Source organism: Mesorhizobium sp. WSM4809 (assembly GCF_055811655.1).
On record NZ_JBVVQW010000002.1, the window covers coordinates 610,442 to 633,755 of the forward strand.

28 protein-coding genes are annotated in these 23,314 nt (G+C 62.7%); 16 read left to right on the forward strand and 12 right to left on the reverse strand.

The window, feature by feature from the left end:
- Positions 1-378, forward strand: coding sequence for a hypothetical protein (locus AC0L24_RS07385; protein WP_127398896.1), 378 nt, complete (start codon positions 1-3; stop codon positions 376-378).
- A gap of 36 nt (positions 379-414) precedes the next feature.
- Here the strand turns inward: AC0L24_RS07385 and AC0L24_RS07390 are convergent, their stop codons facing one another.
- Positions 415-1,359, reverse strand: a complete 945-nt coding sequence (locus AC0L24_RS07390; protein WP_127398895.1) for a nucleoside hydrolase — start codon at positions 1,357-1,359, stop codon at positions 415-417.
- A 315-nt stretch (positions 1,360-1,674) separates the two neighbouring features.
- Between AC0L24_RS07390 and AC0L24_RS07395 the strand changes: the two genes are divergently transcribed.
- Together AC0L24_RS07395 and AC0L24_RS07400 are read left to right on the forward strand one after the other, a co-directional pair.
- Positions 1,675-2,100, forward strand: a complete 426-nt coding sequence (locus AC0L24_RS07395; protein ID WP_473563606.1) for an Hsp20 family protein — start codon at positions 1,675-1,677, stop codon at positions 2,098-2,100.
- 121 nt (positions 2,101-2,221) lie between these two features.
- The gene (locus AC0L24_RS07400) at positions 2,222-2,476 is read left to right on the forward strand and encodes a BQ00720 family protein (RefSeq protein ID WP_023760740.1); all 255 of its coding nucleotides are present in this window, start codon (positions 2,222-2,224) and stop codon (positions 2,474-2,476) included.
- A 67-nt stretch (positions 2,477-2,543) separates the two neighbouring features.
- On the opposite strand, the gene ptsN is transcribed toward AC0L24_RS07400, so the two are convergent.
- The 6 genes from ptsN to lptC form a co-directional block, all read right to left on the reverse strand.
- Positions 2,544-3,008 carry a PTS IIA-like nitrogen regulatory protein PtsN gene (gene ptsN / locus AC0L24_RS07405; RefSeq protein ID WP_127412739.1) on the reverse strand — a complete coding sequence of 155 codons (465 nt, stop codon included), beginning with the start codon at positions 3,006-3,008 and terminating at the stop codon, positions 2,544-2,546.
- A gap of 122 nt (positions 3,009-3,130) precedes the next feature.
- A complete protein-coding gene (gene hpf, locus AC0L24_RS07410; RefSeq protein ID WP_013529588.1) occupies positions 3,131-3,715 on the reverse strand; it encodes a ribosome hibernation-promoting factor, HPF/YfiA family in 585 nt (194 codons plus the stop codon).
- Positions 3,716-3,979: 264 nt separating this feature from the next.
- The gene (gene rpoN, locus AC0L24_RS07415) at positions 3,980-5,506 is read right to left on the reverse strand and encodes an RNA polymerase factor sigma-54 (RefSeq protein ID WP_127809317.1); all 1,527 of its coding nucleotides are present in this window, start codon (positions 5,504-5,506) and stop codon (positions 3,980-3,982) included.
- Positions 5,507-5,705: 199 nt separating this feature from the next.
- Positions 5,706-6,524, reverse strand: coding sequence for an LPS export ABC transporter ATP-binding protein (gene lptB / locus AC0L24_RS07420; protein WP_013529586.1), 819 nt, complete (start codon positions 6,522-6,524; stop codon positions 5,706-5,708).
- On the reverse strand, positions 6,524-7,105 hold the full coding sequence (locus tag AC0L24_RS07425; RefSeq protein WP_127328297.1) for an LptA/OstA family protein: 582 nt from the start codon (positions 7,103-7,105) through the stop codon (positions 6,524-6,526). The genes lptB and AC0L24_RS07425 overlap by 1 nt, the downstream gene beginning before the upstream one ends.
- Positions 7,092-7,805 (reverse strand): LPS export ABC transporter periplasmic protein LptC, encoded by a 714-nt coding sequence (lptC, locus tag AC0L24_RS07430; RefSeq protein WP_127809316.1) that lies wholly within the window; start codon positions 7,803-7,805, stop codon positions 7,092-7,094. The genes AC0L24_RS07425 and lptC overlap by 14 nt, the downstream gene beginning before the upstream one ends.
- A gap of 401 nt (positions 7,806-8,206) precedes the next feature.
- On the opposite strand from lptC, the gene sppA reads away from it, so the two are divergent.
- The 4 genes from sppA to lhpI all read left to right on the forward strand — a co-directional run bounded on the left by sppA (position 8,207) and on the right by lhpI (position 10,959).
- A complete protein-coding gene (gene sppA, locus AC0L24_RS07435; RefSeq protein WP_127269998.1) occupies positions 8,207-9,163 on the forward strand; it encodes a signal peptide peptidase SppA in 957 nt (318 codons plus the stop codon).
- Between the two features lie 82 nt (positions 9,164-9,245).
- Positions 9,246-9,530, forward strand: a complete 285-nt coding sequence (locus AC0L24_RS07440) for an integration host factor subunit beta (protein WP_006200394.1) — start codon at positions 9,246-9,248, stop codon at positions 9,528-9,530.
- Between the two features lie 57 nt (positions 9,531-9,587).
- On the forward strand, positions 9,588-9,956 hold the full coding sequence (locus AC0L24_RS07445; RefSeq protein WP_127809315.1) for a LapA family protein: 369 nt from the start codon (positions 9,588-9,590) through the stop codon (positions 9,954-9,956).
- Between the two features lie 37 nt (positions 9,957-9,993).
- Positions 9,994-10,959 (forward strand): bifunctional Delta(1)-pyrroline-2-carboxylate/Delta(1)-piperideine-2-carboxylate reductase, encoded by a 966-nt coding sequence (gene lhpI / locus AC0L24_RS07450; RefSeq protein WP_127809314.1) that lies wholly within the window; start codon positions 9,994-9,996, stop codon positions 10,957-10,959.
- Here the strand turns inward: lhpI and AC0L24_RS07455 are convergent.
- The 3 genes from AC0L24_RS07455 to AC0L24_RS07465 all read right to left on the reverse strand — a co-directional run bounded on the left by AC0L24_RS07455 (position 10,956) and on the right by AC0L24_RS07465 (position 12,549).
- A complete protein-coding gene (locus tag AC0L24_RS07455; protein ID WP_127271652.1) occupies positions 10,956-11,393 on the reverse strand; it encodes an EVE domain-containing protein in 438 nt (145 codons plus the stop codon). The genes lhpI and AC0L24_RS07455 overlap by 4 nt on opposite strands.
- On the reverse strand, positions 11,390-11,785 hold the full coding sequence (locus AC0L24_RS07460; protein ID WP_127809313.1) for a VOC family protein: 396 nt from the start codon (positions 11,783-11,785) through the stop codon (positions 11,390-11,392). The genes AC0L24_RS07455 and AC0L24_RS07460 overlap by 4 nt, the downstream gene beginning before the upstream one ends.
- A 71-nt stretch (positions 11,786-11,856) precedes the next feature.
- Positions 11,857-12,549, reverse strand: a complete 693-nt coding sequence (locus AC0L24_RS07465) for a helix-turn-helix transcriptional regulator (protein WP_127809312.1) — start codon at positions 12,547-12,549, stop codon at positions 11,857-11,859.
- A gap of 135 nt (positions 12,550-12,684) precedes the next feature.
- Here AC0L24_RS07465 and AC0L24_RS07470 point away from each other — a divergent pair, with 135 nt between their 5' ends.
- From AC0L24_RS07470 to olsB, 6 genes are all read left to right on the forward strand, one after another.
- Positions 12,685-13,779 (forward strand): RsmD family RNA methyltransferase, encoded by a 1,095-nt coding sequence (locus AC0L24_RS07470; RefSeq protein ID WP_127809311.1) that lies wholly within the window; start codon positions 12,685-12,687, stop codon positions 13,777-13,779.
- Positions 13,776-14,633 (forward strand): TrmH family RNA methyltransferase, encoded by an 858-nt coding sequence (locus tag AC0L24_RS07475; protein ID WP_127809310.1) that lies wholly within the window; start codon positions 13,776-13,778, stop codon positions 14,631-14,633. The genes AC0L24_RS07470 and AC0L24_RS07475 overlap by 4 nt, the downstream gene beginning before the upstream one ends.
- A gap of 13 nt (positions 14,634-14,646) precedes the next feature.
- Positions 14,647-15,135 (forward strand): signal peptidase II, encoded by a 489-nt coding sequence (gene lspA / locus AC0L24_RS07480; RefSeq protein WP_473563607.1) that lies wholly within the window; start codon positions 14,647-14,649, stop codon positions 15,133-15,135.
- Between the two features lie 57 nt (positions 15,136-15,192).
- The gene (acuI, locus tag AC0L24_RS07485) at positions 15,193-16,182 is read left to right on the forward strand and encodes an acrylyl-CoA reductase (NADPH) (RefSeq protein WP_127809308.1); all 990 of its coding nucleotides are present in this window, start codon (positions 15,193-15,195) and stop codon (positions 16,180-16,182) included.
- A 138-nt stretch (positions 16,183-16,320) separates the two neighbouring features.
- Positions 16,321-18,612: a hybrid sensor histidine kinase/response regulator gene (locus AC0L24_RS07490; protein ID WP_127809307.1), complete on the forward strand. Its 2,292-nt coding sequence runs from the start codon at positions 16,321-16,323 to the stop codon at positions 18,610-18,612.
- Positions 18,613-18,792: 180 nt separating this feature from the next.
- Complete coding sequence (gene olsB / locus AC0L24_RS07495; RefSeq protein ID WP_023812526.1) at positions 18,793-19,668, forward strand: l-ornithine N(alpha)-acyltransferase; 876 nt, start codon at positions 18,793-18,795, stop codon at positions 19,666-19,668.
- A 77-nt stretch (positions 19,669-19,745) separates the two neighbouring features.
- Here olsB and AC0L24_RS07500 read toward each other — a convergent pair whose 3' ends face one another.
- Entirely contained in the window at positions 19,746-20,378 is a 633-nt protein-coding gene (locus AC0L24_RS07500; protein ID WP_127319279.1) for a trimeric intracellular cation channel family protein, read from the reverse strand.
- A 119-nt stretch (positions 20,379-20,497) separates the two neighbouring features.
- Positions 20,498-21,133 carry a nucleotide exchange factor GrpE gene (grpE, locus tag AC0L24_RS07505; RefSeq protein ID WP_027161324.1) on the reverse strand — a complete coding sequence of 212 codons (636 nt, stop codon included), beginning with the start codon at positions 21,131-21,133 and terminating at the stop codon, positions 20,498-20,500.
- A gap of 239 nt (positions 21,134-21,372) precedes the next feature.
- Here grpE and AC0L24_RS07510 point away from each other — a divergent pair, with 239 nt between their 5' ends.
- The 3 genes from AC0L24_RS07510 to AC0L24_RS07520 all read left to right on the forward strand — a co-directional run bounded on the left by AC0L24_RS07510 (position 21,373) and on the right by AC0L24_RS07520 (position 23,224).
- Positions 21,373-21,573, forward strand: a complete 201-nt coding sequence (locus AC0L24_RS07510) for a hypothetical protein (protein ID WP_127319283.1) — start codon at positions 21,373-21,375, stop codon at positions 21,571-21,573.
- Positions 21,574-21,672: 99 nt separating this feature from the next.
- Positions 21,673-22,050, forward strand: a complete 378-nt coding sequence (locus AC0L24_RS07515) for a hypothetical protein (RefSeq protein ID WP_127397791.1) — start codon at positions 21,673-21,675, stop codon at positions 22,048-22,050.
- Positions 22,051-22,201: 151 nt separating this feature from the next.
- Entirely contained in the window at positions 22,202-23,224 is a 1,023-nt protein-coding gene (locus AC0L24_RS07520) for a fatty acid desaturase (protein ID WP_127273297.1), read from the forward strand.
- Positions 23,225-23,314 lie beyond the last annotated feature (90 nt).

Here is a 23,314-nt window from a genome sequence, read left to right on the forward strand (position 1 = left end):
ATGGCGACAGCATTTTCTCTCAAAAACCGCCTGCTTCTGTTTCAGGCAGAATACTGCGATGCGGTTATTGGTGTCACTTTCTTCTGCACACTGCCTCTGGCGGCGCTGATCCCAATTGCGATGAACCAGGACAATCCGGTTGTGGCAACTCAGCGTGTGATGGGCACCGTCGAGTATGTCAGGTTAATGCCCATCAATCCGAAGATGGCCGCCGGGCGTGGGCTGTATTACACATACGACGTCCGCCTTGATGGCAGCAACGCGGTGACATCCATCGACGATGAAGTGGGGATGCCGCACCTCGTCGGTTCGGTCATCCCCATCGAGCGGCAACATCATAAGCGCGGCGGAGACACCTATCGGTTTCTCAATCGGTGAAGACGCGTGCTCACAAGTTCAGTTCTGTTCTGACGATCAGTTAAGCCGCCCCAACCTATCCACCAGCAACGCGAAAAAACCGTCATGGTCGATGTCGCGCATCACCATGGCGTTCTTTGGCCGCTTGGTGACGCCCCACCAGTCGATCACTGTCATGCCCATGGTCAGTTCCGAGGCGGTTTCCACGCTGACGTTGCAGTTGCGGCCCTTGAACAGGTCAGGCTTCAACAGATAGGCGATGACGCAGGGGTCGTGCAGCGGGCCGCCGTCGGTGCCGTATTTCTCCTCGTCGAAGCGCTCGAAGAATTCCAGCATCTCGGCGGTGGCGGTGCCGACCTTGGTGCCGAGCGCGCGGAAGGTTTGCGTGCGCTTGGCGGTGGTCAGCGCCTTATGGGTGACATCGAGGGGCATCATCACGATCGGAATGCCGGATTTGAGCACGACATCGGCGGCCTGCGGATCGACATAGATGTTGAATTCGGCGGTCGGGGTGACATTGCCGCCTTCGAAGAAGCCGCCGCCCATCAGCACGATTTCCTTGATGCGCGGTGCAATGCGCGGCTCGCGGATCAGCGCCAGCGCAATGTTGGTGAGCGGGCCGAGCGCACAAAGCGTGATCGTGCCGCTTTCTTCCCCCATCAGCGTCTCGACGATGAAATCGACCGCGTACTGGTCCTGCAGTTTCATCGTCGGTTCGGGCAATTGCGGTCCGTTGAGGCCGGTCTTGCCATGCACTTCCTCGGCGGTGACCAATTCGCGCATCAGGGGCCGGATGGCGCCGGCATAGACCTTGATGTCCGGACGGCCAGCCAACTCGCAGATCTTGCGGGCATTCTTTTCGGTAAGCTTCAGCGGCACGTTTCCGGCAACGGCTGATATGCCGACGATCTCCAGTTCGGAGCTGCCGAGCGCCAGCAATATGGCGACGGCATCATCCTGACCGGGATCCGTGTCGATGATGATCTTGCGTGATTGGGGCATTTCAATTCCTTGTTTGGCGAGGTCGTGGGCTTGAACCGATCCGATCGAAACATCCAAATGACGCCGAAGCGGTCGCGAGCTGCCATGTCGAACCGCTCGACCGGGAAAGACAATTCCCGACCTGCGCGCTTCTCCTTGCATCTGCTCGCCGTTTCAAGCGCCATGTGGGTCATTCCTGTGAGTCCACGCCTGGTCTTTTTGAGCGGGTCTGTTGACGGCTTGAACTTGGTCGCGGGGCGGACCATATCAAGGCCATCGGGAAAAATGCCATCTGGGTTTTTCCACTTTATGTCGCTCTTGAGAGGACAGTGTAACATGAGCCGAATGACGCCCTTTTCCAGCCCGCTTCTCCTTGGTTTCGACGCCATGGAAAAGACCCTGGAACGCCTGGCGAAATCCGGCGACAGCTACCCTCCCTACAACATCGAACGCCTCAGCGGCGCCGACGGCAAGACCGAAAGGTTGCGCATCACATTGGCGGTCGCCGGTTTCGCCGAAAGCGATCTCGATGTCACCACGGAGGAAAACCAGTTGGTCGTGCGCGGCCGTCAGACCGACGACACCGAGCGCGAATTTCTTCATCGCGGCCTCGCCGCACGCCAGTTCCAGCGCTGTTTCGTGCTGGCCGACGGCATGCGGGTGATCGCGGCGGAGTTGAAGAACGGTCTTTTGTCGATCGACCTCGATCGGCCTGAGTCCGAACGGCTGGTACGGAAAATAAACATATCGGTGAAAGACTGATCTTTACCACTGCATCGGCCGGAAATCGGCTCCGACTTTCCGAAAGCACGATGCAGCAAATTGAAATGGCTCTCATGCGGGATGGCCTTGAGCGGCGTCCTCGCGCCAAGGAGGCTTTGAAATGACCAGAACTGAAAACATCACCATGACCAATGGCGAATTCGCTCATCTCGGCGAAGGCTCGGTCGCTTATCTCAGAAAGGTCTCGAGCGACGAATTGCTCGGCCGTTTCCCCAATCTCGGCGAAATCGCCCCCGGCATGGAACTGTGGGCCTTGTTTGCCGCCAATGGCCAGCCGATCCTGCTTTCCGATGCGCGTGACCGCGCTCTGGCCGGCGCCATGGAAAACGACCTGACCACGGTCGCCATTCACTGAGAGCGATTCCGGCTGAAACGGAAAAGGGCCGCCCATGGCGGCCCTGTGGCAATATCATCCTCGAAGTTTAGGCCGCGTGCGAAGCCTGGGTGTCCGATAAAAGCGCGTGGATAGCGGAGGCGTCGCGCGTACCCCTGATCTTGGCCACCGTGTCGGCATCGCGCAGGACCCGCGCGATGCGCGACAGTGCCTTGAGGTGGTCGGCGCCCGCCCCTTCCGGCGCCAGCAGCAGAAACACCAGATCGACGGGCTGATCGTCCAGCGATTCGAAATCGACAGGCGTCTCCAGCCGGGCGAAAACACCTGCAATGCGCTTCACGCCGGCCAGCTTGCCGTGCGGAATGGCGATGCCGTTGCCAACGCCGGTCGAACCCAGCCGCTCACGCTGCAGGATGGTGTCGAACACCTCCCGCTCCGGAATGCCGGAAATCGCCGCTGCCCGTTCGGACAGCAGTTGCAGCAGCTGCTTCTTGGAGTTCGCCTTCAACGCCGGCAGTATCGCCGGAACGTTGATAAGATCGCTCAGATCCATGCTAGAAAATCCCTTGTTCGCCTGCCGTCACCAGTCCCCACCCCTCGTGCGGCCGGCTCTTATTGCCGTGCGACCCTTGTCGTCACCGTGCGACCCTTGTCGTCACCGTGCGACCTTTGTCGTCACGCTTGCGCGACCTTGGTCGTCGACGGGTCGATCCAGCCGATATTTCCATCGGGCCGGCGATAGACGATGTTGAGATGGTCGGTTCCCGCATTGCGGAAGACAAAGACCGGGCTGTCCTTGGTGTCGAGCTCGATGACCGCCGACGCCACCGACATGGTCTTCAGCGTCATGGTTGATTCGGCGACGATGGCGGGCGCGAAATTCTCCGGAATGTCCTCGTCGTCATCGGCAAGCGGCGCCATCACCGTGTAGGCGATGTCGGTCGGCTGGCCGTTGGCGGCGCCCGAATTGTGCGATTTCAGCCTGCGCTTGTAGCGCCTCAGGCGGGTTTCCAGACGGTCCGCCGCCGCCTCGAAGGCTAGCGTCGGATCCTGGGCATCGCCGGTGGCCTGCAGCGAAGCGCCGGAATCCAGCCGGATCATGCAGTCCGCCGAATAGCGCGAGCCCGATTTGATGACCGTGACATGTCCGGCAAAGCCGCGATCGAAATATTTGCCGATCGCTTCGCCGACGCGATCATTGATGCGTGTCCGAAACGCATCGCCGATATCCATGTGTTTTCCCGATATGCGCAGATTCATCTGAAAACTGACCTTCCTTGCTCAGGCTTCAAACTGGCCCGAGTTTATACTCGTGATCCGTGCGCACAAGCTTTGCGGCGTCACTTGCGCCGATTTTAAATCCAAACTTTCCGGTTGATCACAAGCCGCCCTTTGACCGTCCCGAGGCCAACGTCGTGACGGACCATCCGCATGCAGGCTTCTAGCCCTTCTCATGCGGGCGGGCTTCTAGCCACTTCACCGCGGCTTGTCAATGAAGTGCCGGCCTGTGGAAATCGACCCGCCTCAGCGCCCGGCGCTGGCCATCGCCCGTTTCTCGCGTCGGCGCTGCACCGAAGAGGGGATATTCATGCCTTCCCGGTACTTGGCGACCGTACGTCTTGCAATGTCGACGCCACTTTCGCGCAACATGTCGACGATCGCGTCGTCGGAAAGCACGTCGACGGGTTTTTCCTCGTCGATCAACTGCTTGATGCGGTCACGCACGGCTTCCGAGGAATGCGCATCGCCGCCGCCCGACGCGGCGATCGAGGCGGTGAAGAAGTAGCGAAGCTCGAACACGCCGCGCGGCGTCAGCATATATTTGTTGGCTGTGACCCGGCTGACCGTCGATTCGTGCATGCCGATGGCGTCGGCCACCGTGCGCAGATTGAGCGGCTTCAGCTGGCGCACGCCATGGACGAGGAAGGCATCCTGCTGGCGAACGATTTCCGAGGCGACCTTGAGGATGGTCTTTGCCCGCTGGTCGAGGCTGCGCGTCAGCCAGTTTGCATTCTGCAGGCATTCGGCCAGAAAATCCTTTTCCGCCTGGTTCTTGGCCTGCGGTGAGACCTGGGCGAAATAGATATGGTCGACCAAAACCCGCGGCAGCGTTTCGGCATTGAGTTCGACCGTCCAACTGCCGTCATTGGCCGCGCGCACCTCGACATCGGCGACGATCGCGTCGCTGGCGCCGCCCGAAAACGCCATGCCCGGTCGGGGATCGAGCGCCCGGATCTCCGCCAGCATGTCGAGCAGATCCTCCTCGTCGACACCGCATATCCGTTTCAATGCATGAAAGTCACGTCGTGCCAGGAGTTCGAGATTGGCGACCAGCGCCTTCATCGCCGGATCGAGCCGGTTGCGCACCGCAAGTTGCAGCGACAGGCATTCGGCCAGGTCGCGGGCAAACAGGCCAGCCGGCTCGAAGGCCTGACACACCGCCAGCACCTTCGCCACGGCAGCGGCATCCGCACCGAGACGAGCGGCGATCTCGGCCAGGTCGGCACGCAGATAGCCGGTCTCGTCAAGGCCGTCGGCGAGTTCGGCGGCGATCAGCCGTGCAGCCGGATCGGCGAAGGCTAGCGCCACCTGTTCACCGACATGGTCGCGCAACGTGATCGCAGCAGTCGCCATATCGCCGGCGTCAAACCACTCGGATGAGGAACCCGCGCCATTGCCCGAAGCCGATTTCCATTGTGCCGTCAGGTCGGGACCGAGCCGCTCGCTGGTCCCCGGGTCGTCGGGGAACAGGTTTTCCAGCGACGTGTCGAGCTTGTCCGAGATCGCCTCGGCGCTCCACTGCGTCTCGTTTTCGAACCAGTCGCCTTCGGCGGTGGCTTGCGGCTCCGCCTCGATCTTCTGCGCCTGGTCGCTGGCGGCATCGTCCTGCGGCTCGGCGCGCTCCAGCAGCGGATTGCGCTCGATTTCCTCGTCGATGAAATGCTCAAGCTCGACATGGGTGAACTGCAGCAGCCGAATCGACTGCATCAGCTGCGGCGTCATCACCAGCGACTGCGATTGTCGTAGCTGTAGTTTGGCCGCCAACGCCATGGTTCGGTTTCAAACGCCTCGTCTACGCATCCCGACTTCCGGGCAAGAATTTTGCAGCCGGCCATAAAAACTGGCCCGGCTTTTGCTTGTCAAGGCAATTGGTAGCAAAACGCGCTTACCGGAGCGTTATCCCGGAGCAAAATCGAGAAAAAAGCGCCGCTCGAACCGGAAAAATCGTGTCAGGAAACAAATTTCACGCTCAGAGCGTAAAACCCTCGCCGAGGTAAAGTCGCCGCACATCCGGGTTCGCCACCACTTCGTCGGCCCTTCCATGGGTCAGCACCTGGCCGGCATGGATGATGTAGGCGCGGTCGATGAGGCCGAGCGTTTCGCGCACATTGTGATCGGTGATGAGGACGCCGATGCCGCGCGCCGTCAGGTGGCGCACCAGTTGCTGGATATCCGCGACGGCGATCGGATCGATGCCTGCGAAAGGCTCGTCGAGCAGCATGTAGGCCGGACGCGTCGCCAGCGCTCGCGCGATTTCCAGGCGTCGCCGCTCGCCGCCCGAAAGCGACATGGATGGCGCCTTGCGCAGATGGCTGATGTGGAATTCCTCGAGCAGTTCGTCGAGATTGCGCTCGCGCACCTTGCGGTCCTTTTCGACCACTTCCAGCACCGCGCGGATATTCTGCTCGACATTGAGGCCGCGGAAGATCGACGCTTCCTGCGGCAGATAGCCGATGCCGAGGCGTGCGCGACGGTACATCGGCATCGACGTGACGTCGAAGCCGTCGATCTCGATCGTGCCTTCATCCACCGGCACGAGGCCGGTAACCATGTAGAAACAGGTCGTCTTGCCGGCGCCGTTGGGGCCGAGCAGCCCAACGGCCTCGCCAGCGCGCACGCCGATGGTGACGCCGCTGACGACCTTGCGGCCCTTGTAGCTCTTGGTCAGCCCCTTGGCGATCAGGGTTCCCTTGAACTTTCCCGCATCTACGGTCACCGTGGCCGGCGCCGAAAGCTTGCCGGCGGCCCGTCCCGGAAGACGCGCCGTCAGCGACGACAGGCTGGCCATCAGGGGTTCGTCGCTCCCGATTTCGGCGGCGGCGTGATCGACATCTGGACGCGTTGCCCAGCGCATGGATCCACCTGAGCCAGCCCGCTTTTCATCTGCACGGTAAGCTTGCAGCCCACCAGAATGTTGTCGTTTTGCGACAGAACGACCTTTTTGCCCGAAAGCACCAGAACCTGGCTCTTCATATCGAAGCTGCCTTGATCGCCTGTCGCGACCTGCGCATCCGACTTGATGTAAACCTTGTCGGAGATCTCCAGGTGATCGATGTTGGCCGAGCCCGTCATCGCCGCACCCGCGGCCTCCGTGCCCTTGGCAGCGGCGTTGGGGTCCTTGACGTAGTAGACCGTCATCTTGCCGGCCTTCATCAATGTCGGCCCCTGGACGACGCTGACATTGCCCGTGAAGATGGCGACACTGTCGGCCTGGCGGACTTCCAGCTTGTCGCTCTCGATCTGGATCGGCTTGTCGCCGGACAGTTTGAGGCCTGATTGACTGGTCGTCTGCGCCCATGACGGCACGAGTCCGAGCAGCAGCAACGCTGAAGTTGCAGCCGCGAGCCGCGTCGAACTACTGAGCCGCATTGGTTTCTCCGCTGTTTCCCTGTGCCGCCTTCAAGGCGGAGGAATCGATGTTGACGCGCACTTTGTTCTCGAAAACCAGAACCTTGCCATTGTCCTGGACCGACATCGTATCCGCTGTGATCCGCGACCCGCCACGGCTGACATCGACGGGATCTCCCGTCTTCATAGTGCCTTTGCCCATGTCGAGGAAGACCGATTTGAACTTGGCCTGCATGCCGTCGGTCGTGGTGATCGTCACGTCGCTGGTCAGGTTCATCGTATTGCCGTCGCGATCGTAGGTGCCGTGCGAGGCCTTGACCGCCGCCACATTGTCGGGCGCGATCGGCACCTTGGCGTCGATGCCTTCCAGCTCGATGATGCCTTGCGTGCTGACATCCTGAATGGCACGCAGCGCCGTCATCGAATAAGGCTGCTTCTGCTTGGTGAAACCGTTGAGCTTGGGATTGGCCATCACCAGCTTGCCGTTGGAAAAGGCAGTGCCTTCCGCCTGAACCTTCACGGCGACGGGTGCGGCGAGATAGGAATAGACCGGGAAAGCGACCGCTATCAGTGCCGCGGCCACCGGCACGGCAAATTTGAGAACGCGCACGCGGCGCGAATGACGCTGTGCACGGTCGAAAGCGTCGCCGCGCGTCCGGCCGTCCGCCGGGGGAGCCAACACCGCCTCGGCGTTGGTCGGTTCAATCGGTCGCGCTAACATTCACTGCTTTCTTTAACCCTGCCCACCCTTGAGCACCGCCTATAGGTGGGACGCCGGCGCTTTCAAGCAAGCACAAGCGCACGAAAACTGCAAAAATGTGACAGCCGCCTTTGTACAGACGAAAACGAGGTCCGCACAACTGCGTGTTCTCCATAGCAGAAACAGACACGCGGCGTAAAATTTATCCGCCGTCGGTCTCGTCGCCGACCTGGGGCGATTGCACAAACATGTGAGCAGACCAATACTTGTAGAGCGCCCAGCCCGGGCCGGTCGACTGTCGACGGAGATGGCCACCTCACGTCCAGGTGCTGACTTGTCTCGCCATACGCAAAAGAGAACTGCTTCCAGATGGGCGGATCATGGTCTAAAAGCGTCTCCTCCCGCCGACTGAAAGGCTGACCATGGCACTGAGAGCCGACGACCTGATCGACCGCCGCCGTTTGCGGCGCAAGCTGACATTCTGGCGCGTCGTCGCCATAGGCATCGTAGCCCTTGGGGTGATTGCGCTTTCAACCTGGTTCTATGGCGACGATTTCGGTGGCTCGACGGTCGACCATATTGCCAAGGTCAAGATCGAAGGCACGATCACCGAGGACGAGGAACTGATCAAGCGGCTGGAAACCATCCGTCTTTCATCGAAGGTGAAAGGCGTGATCCTGTCGATCGATTCGCCTGGCGGCACCACCGTCGGTGGTGAATCGATCTATGAAGAAGTGCGCAAGCTGGCCGCCGACAAGCCGGTGGTGGCGGAAGTCGGCACGCTCGCCGCATCGGCCGGCTATATGATCGCCAGTGCCGCCGATCACATCGTTGCCCGCAAGACCTCGATCGTCGGCTCGATCGGCGTGCTGATCCAGTATCCCGACGTCAGCGGCCTGATGGACAAACTCGGCGTCAAGCTGGAGGAGGTGAAATCCTCGCCGCTGAAAGCCGCACCCTCTCCCTTCAAGCCGACCAATGACGACGAGCGTGCCATGGTTCGCAAACTCATCCTCGACAGTTATAACTGGTTCGTCGACATCGTCGCCGAACGCCGCAAGATGACCCGCGAACAAGCGCTGGCGCTTGCCGACGGCTCGATATTCACCGGGCGCCAGGGCGTTGCCAACGGGCTGATCGACGCCGTCGGCGGCGAGGCGGTAGCGGTCGACTGGCTGGCGACCAAGGGCGTCGATGCCAAGCTCAAGGTCGTCGAGTGGAAGGATACCGAACAGCGCGGCGGCTTCCTGTTCTCGAAAGCGATGGCGCAAACCATCGGCAGTGCGCTCGGCCTGCCCGCCTACAGCGGCGACGTCATCCATGAACTCGGAGCCGACCGCTTGTTTCTTGACGGTCTCGTTTCCGTCTGGCACCCTTGAGACGCCGTTTGGGGCAAGTGAAAAAAGCAAATAAAATCATCCTCATAATTTTGACCGCACTGCTTTCACGGGGACCCGTCTCATGATCAAGTCCGAACTTGTGCAGATTATTGCCACGCGCAATCCGCATCTTTTCCTGCGCGACGTCGAAAACATCGTCGGCGCCATCTTCGATGAAATCACCGACGCCCTTGCCGAAGGCAACCGGGTCGAGTTGCGAGGCTTCGGCGCTTTTTCGGTGAAGAATCGTCCCGCCCGCACCGGTCGCAATCCGCGCACCGGCGAATCCGTCGAGGTCGAGGAGAAATGGGTGCCGTTCTTCAAGACCGGCAAGGAACTGCGTGAAAGGCTGAACGGCGGCAAGTAGGCGCGACGTCAGCGCCTGACGGCCTTTCGGACAGGCCAGCTTCCGACGGAAAACATCATGTTCAATCGCTTCATGCTCATCGCGATCTTCGTGCCCCTGGCGATCATCCTGATCGCACTCGCCGTTGCCAACCGCGAACTGGTCGCCTTCACGCTCGATCCGTTCAACCCCGGCAATCCGAAGCTGACCCTGACTTTGCCGCTGTTCATCTTCCTGTTCCTGGCACTCGCCATCGGCATGATCATCGGCAGCCTGGCAACCTGGGTCAAGCAGGGCCGCTATCGCAAGCTGGCGCGCCAGCGCGGCGTCGAAGCCGAGAACCTGCGCCAGGCGGTCAGCCGTGCGCCGGCGGTACCGCAAAGCCAGGCCCCAGGCTCCGCCCAAGGGTCCGCCCAAGGGTCCGCATTGCCGAAGCCGACCGCTTGAGCCGCCCGTCGGCGGTTTTGTCCCCACGGAGTTTTTCATGCTGACCATTTCGGCCGCAGAGGTCGACCATGCGCTGAGCTTTGCCGGGCTGGTCGAGACGCTGCGCACGGCGTTTCGCGACGGTGCGGTGCAGCCGGTCAGGCATCATCATACGATCGAGCGGCCAGATGGTGCCGCCTCCACACTGCTTTTGATGCCGGCCTGGACCGATCTCAACGCGGCGGGCACATCGACCGGCGGTCACGTCGGCGTCAAGATCGTCACCGTGTCCCCCGACAACAACGCCATCGGCAAGCCGGCGGTGATGGGACTCTACCTTCTGCTTAACGGCGCCACCGGCGAACCTGAAGCCTTGATCGACGGCCAGCGGCTGACACAGTGGCGGACCGCCTGCGCTTCGGCGCTCGCGGCCTCCTATCTCGCCCGCGACGATGCCTCGCGGCTGCTGGTGGTCGGCGCCGGCGCGCTGTCGCCCTTCCTCGCCAAGGCGCACTCGGCCGTACGGCCGATCAAGACCATCCGCATCTGGAACCGCACCCCGGCCAATGCCGAGAAAGTCGCCGCCGACCTGCGCGCCGAGGGTTTTGCAGCCAGCGCGGCGAGCGATCTCGATGCCGAGCTTGGGCAGGCCGACATCGTCTCCTCGGCGACGATCACGACGACGCCGCTGATCAAGGGCGCATTGTTGCGGCCGGGAACCCATGTCGACCTGGTCGGAGGCTTTACGCCGACGATGCGCGAGAGCGACGACGACGCGATCAGGCTTGCCCGCGTCTATGTCGACACCCGCGCCGGCGCCACCAAGGAAGCCGGCGACATCGTCCAACCGCTGGCCTCCGGCGTGCTGAAGCCGGAAACCATCGTCGCCGATCTGCACGAATTAGCGCGCGGCCAGAAGAAGGGTCGCGAGAGCGCTGGGGAGATCACGCTGTTCAAGTCGGTCGGCGCGGCGCTCGAGGATCTTGCCGCCGGCATTGCCGTCTACAAGGCGCTCACGGCCTAGTTCGCCGGTACAGCCATTTTGGCGCTCATCGCGTCGGCGATCACACGAAAATCGTGATCCCCGATTTCGAAAAGGCCAAAGCGAAGCTGATAACCCCAGTTCGACTTGGCCATGGTGAAGTCCAGCCTGTCGAGCAGCGGCTTGATCGGCGCTTCCTCGGCCTTGGCCCACGCCACATCGCGGCGGAAGGGCGTGAAGCCGGCGCCCATATCGCCCTGATAGGGCTCGCCTTCCCGCACGATGCCGATCGCGGTGAAGGCCCGCAGGCCATCTTTCTCGCCCAAAACAGTGTTCGGCGAGTAGTAGACGATGCCATCGCCTGGCTTGACGCGACGCAGCGGTGCCGCCTTGCCGTGGTTGACCTGCATGAAGCCGGCTGCGCGACCCCGCCGGACATGTTCGGCCGATGCCACCGCGATCCAGTACGCGCTCATTTCTGGTCACCATTGGCCTGTTCGCCATCGGACAGCCAATAGACGCGCAGGCGATGATTGTCGGGATCGAGCGCGACAAAAGTACGGCCGAAATCCATGTCGGTTGGCGTCTGCAGAATTGTCAGCCCGCGCCCGGACCAGTCGGCATGGGTGGCATCGACCGCATCGGGCGTATCCAGCGCAAAGACGATTTCGGCGCCACCGCCTGACATGGCGGCTGCCGGCTCCACCGTATGGCGCGACCACAGGCCGAACTTGAAGCCGGCATCGAGCACGAACAGCACGAAGGTCGGCGAACTTTCAACCGGCTCACGGCCGAGCAGCGCGCTGTAGAAGGCGCCGCTCTCAAGCGGCTGGTCGACATAGAGGATGACGAAATTCGGGATGGCCATATCTGCTCTCCAAGGTTCGGTGCTTCGACTTGGCGACCATAAGATGGGCTACTGTCAGATTATGGCAGCAGTCATCTCGAACCACGCGGCTTGTCGAGCGTTGCCCGCCATTCCTTGAGCAGCGCCTGGCGACGACGCGGATAGCGCGTGTCCGTTGCTTGGAGTTCGGCGATGCGATCGGCGCGAAAATGCCGGAAACCGTGCCGCATCTCGCACCACGCCACCACCACCCGCACCTTGTCGAAGAAGCCCAGCGCAAATGGCCACACGACACGCTCGGACGCAGCGCCGCCGGGGGCGCGGTAAAGAAAGCCGAGCTTGCGCTCGTTGCGGATGGCTTGCCGTACGAGGCCAAGGTCGATGGTCTCGATGGCCGTGGCGGGAGGGCCGACCAGCAGTGTGCTCGCGTCGAGATCCTCGCGCAGATCGTCCGGCAGGACCGCCGCGATCTTGGCCAACGCGTTGGCGGCGGCGGCAGAGAGACGCTGGTCGGGCTGCTTGGCGACCCAGCGCGAGCCGAGCACGATGGCTTCGATCTCCTCGTCGCTGAACATCAGCGGCGGCAGCATGAAGCCGGGCTTGAGCACATAACCGACACCCGCCTCGCCCTCGATCGGCGCGCCCTGGCCCTGCAGCGTCGCGATATCGCGGTAGAGCGTGCGGATCGAAACGCCCATCTCGTCGGCGAGCATGTGCCCGCTCACCGGCCGGCGATGCCGGCGCAAGCACTGTATGAGGTCGAGTAGGCGTTCGGAGCGGGACATCCGCTAGATTTGCCTGTTTCCTTGACATTGGTCCACCACGGCCAACCTGAACCGGAGAGGCCGACCTGTCGGAGTTGGTTGCGAAGCCGGTTGCCCTATGTCAAAAGCGGCCACGCCGTTCGGAGTTGCCCCCGCTTGAAGTCTTTTCGCGACAAACGCCGCGACAACCGTCCACATCCATCCGCGAAGGGTGCGGCGGACGTGTCACGTCCGCGTCCCGGCCAGGCTCCTGCCAGACCGGAAGCACCACCGCGCGAGCGCCATGAGTCGAAGACGGAAAGTCGTTCCGAACCGAACTCGGCCCCGCGCATCCTGGCCCGCCGCGAAGGCGCCCTGCCCACCGAACATCTTCCCGTGATCCTGGAAGTGGCGCCCAATGCCGATTATGCGCTGCTCGACAGCGGCACCGGCCAAAAGCTCGAACAATATGGCCCCTACCGTATCGTGCGGCCCGAGGGCCAGGCGATCTGGCAAAAGGCCTTGCCGGCAAAGGAATGGGAGCGGGCCGACGCCGTCTTCACCGGCGACACCGACGAGGAGGGCATCGGCCGCTGGCGTTTCCCCAAGCTGCCGCTCGGCGAGACCTGGCCGATGAAGCATGACGGCATCGACTATCTCGGCCGTTTCACCTCGTTTCGTCATGTCGGCGTCTTTCCCGAGCAGGCCTCCCATTGGGATCACATGGCCGGGCTGATCGCGGCGGCGAAGCGGCCGGTCAAGGTGCTGAACCTGTTCGGCTATACCGGTCTCGCCTCATTGGTGGCGGCTCGCGCCGGCGCCGAGGTCACCCATGTCGATGCCTCGAAGAAAGCGATCGGCTGGGCCCGTGAAAACCAGGAGATGGCCGGCCTCGGCAGCAAGCCGATCCGCTGGATCGTCGACGACGCGGTCAAATTCGCCGAGCGCGAGGAGCGCCGCGGCAGCCGCTACGACATCATCCTGTTCGACCCGCCGGCCTATGGCCGTGGCCCTAAGGGCGAGGTCTGGCAATTGTTCGAGGACCTGCCCGATTTGACCGATCTCTGCCGGGCGATCCTGACGCCGAAGCCGCTTGCCGTGGTGCTGACCGCCTATTCGATCCGCGCCTCCTTCTTCGCCATCCACGCCTTGATGCGCGATACCTTTGCCGGCATGGGCGGCAAGATTGAATCGGGTGAGCTGATCATCCGTGAAAAGTCCGCTGGCCGGGCGCTCTCGACCTCATTGTTTTCGCGCTGGGTGGCTGAATGAACGAGCGGCATGCAGGCGCACCTGGCCAGGTGAAGGAGGTCACCAGCCTCGCCAATCCGCTGGTCAAGGACATCAAGGCGCTCGCTCAGAAGAAATTCCGCGACCAGCAGAACGCCTTCATGGCCGAAGGGTTGAAGCTGGTTATCGATGCGCTCGATCTCGGCTGGCAGATCAGGACATTGGTTTTCGCCAAGGCCGGGCGCGGCAACGCGGCGGTGGAGAAGGTGGCCGCACGCACGGTTGCCGCCGGCGGCATGGTGCTCGAAGTGTCGGAAAAGGTGCTGGTCGCCATCACCCGTCGCGACAATCCGCAAATGGTGGTGGGCGTCTTTTCGCAAAAATTCCTCGCCTTGAAGGATGTCCGCGCCGACAATGGCGACGTCTGGGTGGCTCTCGACCGGGTACGCGATCCCGGCAATCTCGGCACCGTCATCCGCACCGTCGATGCAGTCGGCGCCAAAGGCGTCATCCTGGTCGGCGATACCACTGATCCGTTCTCCGTGGAAACGGTGCGCGCCACCATGGGTTCGATCTTTGCCGTGCCGGTGGCCAAGGCGACAACCGAGGCTTTCCTTACCTGGCGAGGCGGCTTCTCAGGGCTAGTCGCCGGCACCCACCTGAAAGGCGCCGTCGACTACCGCTCGGTCGATTTTTCACGCGGGCCCGTGCTGCTGATGATGGGCAACGAGCAGCAGGGACTGCCCGAAAGCCTGGCTGCGAGCTGCGACAGGCTGCTCAGGATTCCGCAAGCCGGCCGTGCCGATTCGCTCAATCTGGCCGTTGCCACCGGCATCATGCTGTTCGAGATCCGGCGCGGCGCGCTCAAGCTCGAGCCAATCCTGGACCAGCAATGAAGGTTGCCCGCCCGTGAGATCATGGTCTCCCTACGCACTGCTCGTCGTCGCGGCCATCGCGCTCGACCAGTGGGTAAAATACCTGGTCGAGGCCGATCTGCCTTTTCAGGAGAAGGTTGATCTGCTGCCCTTCCTGGCGCTGTTCCGCACCTACAATACCGGCATCGCCTTCTCGATGTTCTCGTCCTTCGGCGACACCGGGCTGATCGTCATCTCGCTTGTCGTCGTTGCTTTCGTGCTGTTCCTGGCGACGCGGATCGCGCCGTCCCAGATCCTTGCCCGCACCGGCTTTGCGCTGATCGTCGGTGGCGCTCTGGGCAATCTGATCGACCGCGCCGTCTACGGCCACGTCATCGACTACATCCTGTTTCACACGCCGGTGTGGTCCTTCGCCGTCTTCAACCTTGCCGACGCCTTCATCTCGGTGGGCGCGGCACTGGTCGTCTTCAACGAGCTGTTCGGCTGGGGACGCGAACCCAAAGCCAGGCCTTCCAAGGATTGACCCCGTGCGGCCATCGCCGCACAGTTCATGTCGCCAAACAAGATCGCGGAGAAAGACATGTCCGAAACCTTCAAAGCCATCCTCGTTTCGCGTGACGCCGAGAAAAAGCAGTCGGTCAACGTAACCGATTTCACTGAGGCCGACCTGATGGAAGGCGATGTCACCGTCGCGGTCGAGGCAACGACGGTGAACTACAAGGATGGCCTGGCGATCACAGGCAAGGCGCCGGTGATCCGCCGCTGGCCGCTGGTGCCGGGCATCGATTTCGCCGGCACCGTCGTCTCGTCCTCGCATCCCGACTGGCGCACCGGAGACAAGGTCATTCTGAACGGCTGGGGCGTCGGCGAAACCCATTTCGGCGCCTATGCAGGCCGTGCCCGCGTCAAGGGCGACTGGCTGGTGCCGCTGCCGCAAGGCATCAGCACGCATGACGCGATGGCCGTCGGCACCGCAGGCTACACCGCCATGCTCTGCGTCATGGCCCTGGAACGGCACGGCATCCTGCCCGATCGCGGCCCGGTGGTGGTGACGGGGGCGGCCGGCGGCGTCGGCTCGGTAGCGGTCTCGATCCTGTCCAGCCTCGGCTACCATGTCATTGCTTCCACCGGCCGCAATGCCGAAAGCCCCTATCTGATCGACCTTGGCGCCGCCGAAGTGATATCGCGCGACGAGCTTGCCCAGCCGGCCAAGCCGCTGGCCAAGGAGCGCTGGGCCGGCGGCATCGACGCCGTCGGTAGCCACACGCTGGCCAATGTGCTCTCGATGACCTCCTATGGCGGCGCGGTCGCCGCCTGCGGCCTGGCCGGCGGCATGGACCTGCCGGCCAGCGTCGCGCCCTTCATCCTGCGCGGCGTCTCATTGCTCGGCATCGATTCAGTGATGGCGCCGAAAGCAGTCCGCCTCGAGGCATGGCGCCGCATCGCCACCGACCTCGATCTGCAGAAGCTCGCCAGCCTGTCCAGCACCATCGGGTTCGACGGCATCGTCGATGCCGCGCGCGACATCGTCGACGGCAAGATCCGCGGCCGCGTCGTCGTGGATATGTGACTCCGCCCAACTGCCGGAAGGGATGGAATCGCCAGATCTGGTGGCAAACCCGCCGCGCCTCGGCAAAAAGCGCTCATCCGCTAAAATTCGAACGATCCGCCGCAATTTTCCATAATCTCTGTCTGGCAAGGATTTCGCATGATCGCGGAATCCGGCAGCCAACAGGCGGACACTGGCGACGACGTCGATGCGGTGCTCCCGCCGGCGTCGACGCGGCGCTTCGTCGCCGCGCCGCCGCTGGTGCCCGAGCCGGAATTCTCCAGGCGCGAAAGCCTGCCCTTTCTGACATTCGTCGCCATCGTGTTGGTGGCCGGGCTGGCGCATCTGACCGGGGCACCGATCTTCATCAGCGTCGCATTGCTGGCAACCGGCCTTGCCGGCCTTGCCCTGCATCTGCGCGCCAGGCGGAGCGAACATCGCACCTCCGCCCTTCTTGACGAAACCACTGCCCGCAGCCGCGCCGAGATAGAGACGCTGGCCGACCGCATGTGGGAGATGCAGGAGAGCGACGAGCGCTTTCGCGGCCTGATCGACGCGCTTGGCGATCTCGTCATCCATCGCGACCGCGACGGCTACATCGTCTATGCCAACAAGGTCTTCGCCGATCTCGTCGAGGTCGACCAGCGCGACCTTGCCGGCAAGACCCTGGCAGAACTGGGCATCGAGGTCGGCATGGTTCCCGATGCCGCCTTTTCCGACCATGAGTGTCTGAGTTCCACCGATGTCTCCATCAGCACGCCGAGCGGGCAGCGCTGGTTCTCTTGGATCGAACTGTCGGTGCGCGACAAGGACAGCGGCGCCGTTTCACACCGCGCCATCGCCCGCGACATCACCGCCCGCAAACGCGCCGAATCCTCGCTGATCACCGCGCGCGAACGGGCCGAATATGCCAGCCAGGCCAAATCGCGCTTCCTCGCCACCGTCAGCCATGAAATCCGCACCCCGATGAACGGCATCATGGGGATGGCCAGGTTGCTCGCCGACACCAGCCTGTCGCCGGAGCAGCAGACCTATGTCGGCGCCGTCTCGACCTCGGCCAGCGCATTGCTTGCCCTGATCGAGGATCTTCTCGACTATTCCAAGATCGAAGCCGGGCGCTTCGATCCCGAGCCGCAGCCGATGTCGGTGCGCGAGATCGCCGACAACATTATCGAATTGCTGGCCGCGCGCGCCTTCGCCAAGGATATCGGACTGGGTTGCCATGTCGAACCCGACGTGCCGCAATTGATCACCGCCGATCCGGGCAAGGTCAGGCAGGTGCTTCTCAACCTCATCGGCAACGCCATCAAGTTCACCGACAGCGGCGGCGTGCTGGTGAGCATAGCACGCGCACGCACCGAAACCAGCGACCGCATATGCTTCACCATCGCCGATACCGGTCCGGGCCTTCGTGATGCCGACCTGGAGCGCATTTTCGAGGAGTTCGAACAGGCCGACGGCACGTCGACACGCACGCATGGCGGGGCCGGCCTCGGCCTTGCCATCTCCAGGCGCCTGGTGGCCGCCATGGGCGGCACGATCTCGGTATCCAGCCGGCTCGGCCAGGGATCCGAATTCGTCTTCGAAATCCCTGCGATAGCGGCCACCGAAGCGCCACAGGGCCACCAGAATGCTCTCTCGGGCAGACGCGCGGTGATCCTGTCGAAGAACGCTGTCGAGGCCGACGCCATCGCCCGCACCATCCGCGCCAATGGCGGCGCGGTCGACATCGCCACCACTGCCGCACAGGCCGCGCCTTTCGCCGCCGGCTGCGATGCGATCCTGGTCGATGCAGCGATGGAAGAAGGCGACGGAAGGCTGCTCAAGCGCCTGCGCCAGAGCGGTTTCTCCGACTGTGAGGCGATCACGCTGATCGCCCCGACCGATCGCGGCATGCTTGGCGAGTTCCGCGCCAGCGGCTACGCAACCTTCCTGGCCAGGCCGGTGCGTGGCGGAACACTTCTGCGTGTTCTGCTGAGCAGCCATGCTCCGAGCCTCGGCCCGCCGCCGCCGGAAAAGCGCGGCGCACCGTCGCTGCGGGCCGTCGGCAACCGCCAGCGCGGCCTGTCAGTGCTGATCGCCGAGGACAATGACATCAACGCCATGCTGGCCCGCGCCACGCTGCTGAAGGCCGGGCATCGCGTCAAGGTGGTCGGCAACGGCAAGGCCGCCGTCGAGGCTGTCACCGGCGCCGCGCACAAGGACCGCTTCGACGTGGTCTTGATGGATCTGCACATGCCGGTCATGGACGGGCTGGACGCGATCGCCGCCATCCGCCGCCATGAGGAAGAAAGTGCCGTGCGGCCGGTGCCGATCATGGTGCTGTCGGCCGACAGCCAGGAAAAGACCCGTCATGCGGTGTTGGCCCATGGCGCCAGCGGCTTTGTCACCAAACCGCTCGACCCCGAAGCGCTGGTCAATGCCGTCGAGGGGCAGGTCGTCGCGGCCTGAGCTTTCCACCGCCATTCGGCACAGGCGATCACTTAAACGTAGCCGGTTGATCGTATTCGCCAGCCGACGAAGTATTGCCCATGACGTCGTATCACGGTACTGTCACAATCCTGTTGCACCTACACCGTATCCCCGTGCCAAGAGGGATGGCTCGAAGGAGAATCACTCGTGCATACAGTTATGCCGGAATGTGACACTCGGCCGAACGCCAGCAGCGCCTTGCTTGCCGGACGTAACGTCGATTCCGTCATAAAGGGCGCTGCGCTGGGCCGTATAGGCAATCTTGAAGTGCGGCTCGCTCGCAACGAGGCCGAGATCGCGGCCGCGCAGGAAGTGCGCTACCGGGTGTTCTACGACGAACTTGGCGCCAGGAAGGACCTGTTCCAGGCCCATGACCGCCGGGACGCCGACCGGTTCGATCCGCTCTGCGACCATCTGCTGGTTTTGGACACCACGCTTTCCGGTCCCGAACATCGCCGCATCGTCGGCACATATCGGCTGCTGCGGCAAGAAATCGCGGCCACGGCCGGTGGCTTCTATTCCGAAGGTGAATTCGAGCTGACCAAGCTCATCGCCCGCCACCCCGGCCAGCGTTTCCTTGAACTCGGCCGCTCCTGCGTTTTGCCGGAATACCGCTCGAAGCGCACCATCGAGGCGTTGTGGCAAGGCATCTGGGCTTACATCAATCATTACGAAATCGGTGTGATGACCGGTTGCGCGTCCTTTCACGGCACCGTGCCGGCGGCGCATGCCGAAGCGCTCACCTACCTCGCCCACCACTGCCGGACGAATTCGGCCTGGGACGTGCGCGCTGTGTCCGGGCGCTATTGCTCGATGGATCTGATGCCGATCGAGGCCGTCAATGCCAAGGCGGCGATCGCCGCGATGCCGCCTTTGGTCAAGGGCTATCTGCGCGTCGGTGCCCGCATCGGCGATGGTTGCGTCATCGATCGCGAATTCTCGACGGTCGATGTATTCGTCGTGATGCCGGTCAAGGAGATCGGCGCACGCTACGTCAACTATTATGGCGGCGAAGCCCAGCGCTTCGCTGCGTGACGCTGGCGAATAGAGAATAGCGGGAGCTATCTCGCTCAACCCCTATTCGCTACTCTCTATTCGCTATTCGCTTCCTTTCACAAAATATCTTCCGGCCGCCTGCCGGGTCGGCTCTTGTAGGACGGAAATGACCAGCCGAATTTGAGCGCACCACCGCGCACGAGGAACGCCGCCGCAAAGCCGGCGAGGTTCGAGGCGAGCGGCGGCAGTCCGGCAAGATCGCCAAGCGTGTAGAGGCCTGCACCCGCAAGGGCCGCCGTGACGTAGATTTCGGGCCTGAGCAGCACCGATGGCTCGCCCGCAAGGAGATCGCGCAAAATGCCGCCGAAAGTGGCGGTGAGCACGCCGGTGATGACGGACACGACCGGCGAGCCGGTAATCGCAAGCCCCTTGGCCGCGCCCATCACCGAAAAGGCGGCGAGCCCGATGGCGTCGAGCCAGAGCAGCCACTTCCAGCGCGATTCGACACGATGCGCGCTGAAGAAGACCAGCACCGCAACCGCGGCGCAGACCAGCACATAGCCGGAGTTGGCGACCCAGAAAACCGGCAGGTTGAGGATAACGTCGCGAAGCGTGCCACCGCCTATCCCGGTGACGCTGGCCAGGAACAGGAAGCCGATGATGTCGAGTTGCTTACGCGAAGCCGCCAGCGCCCCGGTCGCCGCGAAGACGGCGACACCGGCATAGTCGAGAAGCGCGATGGCATTCATGCAGACCAGGGGAGTAAGGGAAGAGGAGAATAGGAGAGTATGTTTATCACAAAGCCGCACCGTTGGTACGCTTCCCTACTCCCCTACTCCCTTACTCCCCTACTCCCTTACTGCCCTAACTACGCATCTTTCTCAGCCTGCTCATTCACCGGCCCCGGCTCAACCGGTGCTTCAGCGGCGGCGAACTTCGGACCACCCTTGGCGACGCCGACCATGGCCGGGCGCAGCACGCGGTCGCCGATCGAATAGCCCGGCTGCACGACCTGGACCACGGTGTTGGCCGGGACATCCGGATTGGGCACTTCGAACATCGCCTGGTGGAAATTGGGATCGAACTTCTCGCCTTCAGGCGCGAGCTTCTTGACCCCATGCCGTTCCAGCGCCGACAGCATGGCGCGCTCGGTGAGGTCGACGCCTTCGATCAGCGCCTTGAAGCCGGCGTCACCCGATGCCTTGGCCTCGGCGGGAATCGCATCCAGCGCGCGGCGCAGATTGTCCGACACCGACAACATGTCGCGGGCGAAATTCGCGACCGCGTAGGTGCGCGCATCGTGCACATCGCGCGCCGTGCGGCGACGCAGGTTTTCCATCTCCGCCGCCACGCGAAGCGCGCGGTCCTTCAGCTCCTCATTTTCCTTCAGCAGCCGCACAAGGGCTTCATAGTCGCCGTCGGTGCTGCCTTCCGTGCGCTCGGCTGCGGGCTCGGTCGCCTCGACTTCGTCGGGCGCGCGTTCGTCTTTTGCCTGGTCGCTCATCGCCGTTTCCCGTCAATCTCGAATGATGTGGATTTTGTGCCCGATATCGATGTTTGGCGGCCAAAAATCAAGGGGTAAGCGACTATGGAAGCCGCCGGCCAAGGCCGGACAATGACAGGCAAGACATTTCGACTTTAATTCAAATTTTACCTTAACCGCGGGCTTTGCTTGCCATACAGGCATGATGGGGGAACCATTCTCTTGCTGCAGGAGTTTCGAAGCCGACACAGGATTTTGAGATGATGACCCGCAACATGGGCGAAAAGGCAGAGGGGCTGGCCATCGAGATCAGGCGCCAGTTCGGCGCCGAGGCGGTGACCCGCTTTCTGCGCACCTTGCCGGCCTTCCGCACCGAGGCCGACATCCCCGATCGGTTCAGAGAACTGCTCGACCGCCTCGATGGGGCGGAGCGCGGTGACATCGGCTGGCGCCGGCCGTAACGCAACAATCGATCTTGGCAGCAAACCTCCTATCGGCAATAGCCGGGGAGAGCCGAACCATCTAAGGATAGATGTGTTGTGGTTCAATGGAGGACGTAAATGCGCAAGGTTTCGATCACCTCATCGCTGATAGCGTTTGTCGGCCTCGGCGCCCTCACCTTGGCGGCCTTTCCGGCACAAGCAGACAATCTTCAGCTGCAATTGGGCAAACATGGCCCGCGGCTGAAGCTCATGGAAGATTGCGACCCCGCCTACGACGATTGCGAAGGCCCCCGTCGCGACGATCGGCGCGACCGCCGTCAACGAGGCTGCACGGAAGACCGGGCTCTCGACAAGGCAGACCGAATGGGCATCCGCCGCGCAAGGATAGAGTCCGTCGGCCGCCGGGAGATCACGGTCCGCGGCAGACAGGGCGGCGACCGCGTGCGCGTGACTTTTGGCACCGAGCGCGGCTGCCCTATCCTCGATCGCGAATAGCGATCGACCAGCGGAAAACCGACGCTCAGAGCCATCAGCAGGTCGATTTGGCGGGTTGGCAGGCTCGATCGCCAAGCCACGCGACAATTACGCACAGTAATTTTGCGTGATGTTGCCTTGCGGCGGCGAGGCGCCCCGCCTATGCTTCCTGATGAACATGATTTCCCCTGAGGCGGTCGCCAACAGCAAGCGCGCCTGGTTGAAGATTCTCGCCCGCTACAAGAAGCCTGACAGGCGGCGCAGCGCCGTCGAACTCGCCATCACCCTCATTCCATTCGCCATACTCTGGGGGCTGTCTTCGGCGGCTTATGCCTATGGCCATTGGTGGGGACTGGTCCTCATCCTCCCCGCGGCCGGGTTTCTGGTGCGCATCTTCATGATCCAGCACGATTGCGGCCACGGCTCCTTCTTCGCCAATCGTTACGCGGACGACTGGATTGGCCGCGCGCTCGGCATCCTGACGCTGACGCCCTACGATTGCTGGCGGCGCGCCCACGCGACGCACCACGCCAGCGCCGGCAATCTTGACGAACGCGGCATGGGCGACATCCGGACGCTGACCGTTGCAGAATACCGGCAGATGTCGTGGCGGGGCCGCCTCGCCTATCGTCTCTATCGCCATCCGCTGGTGATGTTCGGGCTCGGTCCGATCTGGCTTTTCATCTTCGAGCAGAGGCTACCCGTCGGCATGATGCGCGGCGGCCTGACCCCTTGGGTGTCGTCGATGACCACCAACCTTGGCATCGCGGTCGCAGCAGCCGTCCTTATCTGGTTCGTCGGCCCGGGCGCTTTCCTGGTGGTTCACCTGCCGATCGTCATCCTCGCCGGTTCGGCCGGCATCTGGCTGTTCTACGTCCAGCACCAGTTCGAGGAAACAGAATGGGCGAAGGATGCCGACTGGGAATTCCAGCACGCCGCCTTGCACGGATCGTCGTATTACGATCTCCCGCCGGTGCTGAACTGGCTCACCGGCAACATCGGTGTCCATCACGTCCATCACCTCTCGGCCAAGGTGCCGTGCTACCGGTTGCAGGAAGTGCTGCGGGATTATCCCGAGTTGCGCGACATCGGACGGGTTACGCTGCTCGAAAGCTTGCGCTGCGTCAAACTGGCATTGTGGGACGAAAACCGCCGCAAGCTGGTGTCGTTCCGCGAGGCACGGGCGGCGGCTTAAGCAATTCCAGGAGAAGTGTGAACGGTTTTCCAGGGAAAACGCGTAGCGTTTTCCCTGGGCAATTGCGTCACAACAAAAAGACCGCCGCGC